This is a genomic window from Candidatus Obscuribacterales bacterium (genome assembly GCA_036703605.1).
Classification (GTDB): Bacteria; Cyanobacteriota; Cyanobacteriia; order RECH01; family RECH01; genus RECH01.
In genome coordinates this window covers 1-1,174 of the sequence record DATNRH010000791.1, presented here as the reverse complement: position 1 = coordinate 1,174, position 1,174 = coordinate 1, and the positions used below count along the sequence as shown (strand labels likewise).

Genomic DNA, 1,174 nt, shown 5'->3' with positions numbered 1-1,174 from the left:
CGGTGGACAACCCTCCACCAGACCGTAGCGTCCGCAACATGAAGTTTATCGATACCTTTTTCTTGCCTGTCTGGGGAACACGACGTCAGGGCGTAACCGAGGATCGTCTCTACCCTGAGGATGTAAGGTTCCGCTTCTCACTGTCTAGATGCTCTGGGGCTCAGGATATCATGATTTGGATGGTAGCTGGCCATGCAGTGAAGCTGGTGCCTTCATTTTGCACAATGCCCCTGAGGTTGTAAGCTCCGAATGTGTTTACCGCCCCTCTTGGACCCTCTTCTACTGTCCTGTAAGTTCGTTCGTGACATTAGCCTGCCCCTGGCAATTATCGTGCTATCTCTCTGTGGACAGGAGCGCAGTACTCGTCCGACTCCTCTGGATTGCCCGCTACGCTGAACTGGGAGTGTGGAAAGTCCATTAACCCGGACGTCAGCGGAGGAAGACAGCGCTTTACCATTCGCACAGACAAAACCTATCACCTCGCGTATGCTGCCTTTCCTACCTTTGAAAATCTCCCTGACCACCTAGAATGCCTGCCAATCCTACTGGATTCCGAATCAGCCCTGTCGTAGACCACCTCTACGGCTTCGTCTGGGAAGGTGTGGATATTGTCGTGAACTACACGGGGCAATATCGCTTCGAACTCTACGAGTATGGTCGTCGCGACTTTGACGTCATGTAAGGCAGAAGGTTTGATTCTTCAGGGTTGCAGGTGGAGGCGATCAGTATTGGACCTCTCTCGGCCCTGCCACAGATGTTCAGTGCCATTGCGGCGTTACATGGCTCCGAATCCGTGCTGGTGGCCGCTATGGCACAGAGGTAGGCTACCAACTAAGTGCAGGTGCGTGCCTTTGAAGATACTTCTATTCAATGCGACCAAACTTGCGGTAACCCGTGGCCCATTGAAGAGCCCACAAGCTGCACTAACCCTGTTGAAAACCGCACCATCGCCGACTGCTCCTCCCAATACATACTTACGACCCAGAATCGTGGATGGCCGGCTGTAAGCTTGTTCCCCACTGATCAGTTAGGATCCCGCACTGCCTACCATTCCTAGCGCCCCCGTTCCAGTTCCAGCTGCCAGTTGCTCCGGGGCACCTTCACCCTCTGGAGGCCCACTTCCTGAGACCTCTGTTGCCCCTGGAAGTTCTGCTGTGCCTGGGACTCCTTCCGG

General features: G+C 54.4%; 1 protein-coding gene. It reads left to right on the top strand.

Annotated elements, in window-relative coordinates; all coding sequences use genetic code 11:
* The first annotated feature begins 529 nt into the window (after nt 1-529).
* Nucleotides 530-682, top strand: coding sequence for a hypothetical protein (locus V6D20_16440; protein ID HEY9817369.1), 153 nt, complete (start codon nt 530-532; stop codon nt 680-682).
* Nucleotides 683-1,174 lie beyond the last annotated feature (492 nt).

What these genes read in the sequence shown, in the direction of transcription:
- V6D20_16440 (HEY9817369.1), top strand. Translation starts at nt 530, where the DNA reads ATGCCTGCCAATCCTACTGGATTCCGAATCAGCCCTGTCGTAGACCAC.